At 38.0% G+C, this 237-nt stretch carries 1 protein-coding gene; it reads left to right on the top strand.

Features of this window, described 5'->3' with window-relative positions; translation table 11 throughout:
• Positions 1-14 precede the first annotated feature (14 nt).
• The coding region (locus tag NLM59_RS11615; RefSeq protein WP_369426807.1) for a hypothetical protein at positions 15-237 on the top strand (223 nt) is incomplete at its 3' end.

Raw genomic sequence — 237 nt, 5'->3', positions numbered from 1 at the left:
GCAAAACTGAATATTTGGATTCATTTCAGTACATAGATGGAGAATTACAGTTTTTTCCGACCTCGGAAGGTTATGTTAGAAAAACCGAAGGCAATCGTCGCCAACAATTTTTTGATTACGTATATAATTATACCGACCACCTTGGTAATATTAGGTTGAGTTACACTACCGATCCACAAAGCCCAAGCAACATCAAAATTTTAGAGGAGAGTAACTATTACCCCTTCGGCCTACAAC

Source organism: Profundicola chukchiensis (assembly GCF_029664245.1).
GTDB lineage: Bacteria > Bacteroidota > Bacteroidia > Flavobacteriales > Weeksellaceae > Profundicola > Profundicola chukchiensis.
The sequence above is the reverse complement of the archived record's forward strand: the minus strand, read 5'-3'. Positions and strand labels throughout refer to the sequence as shown.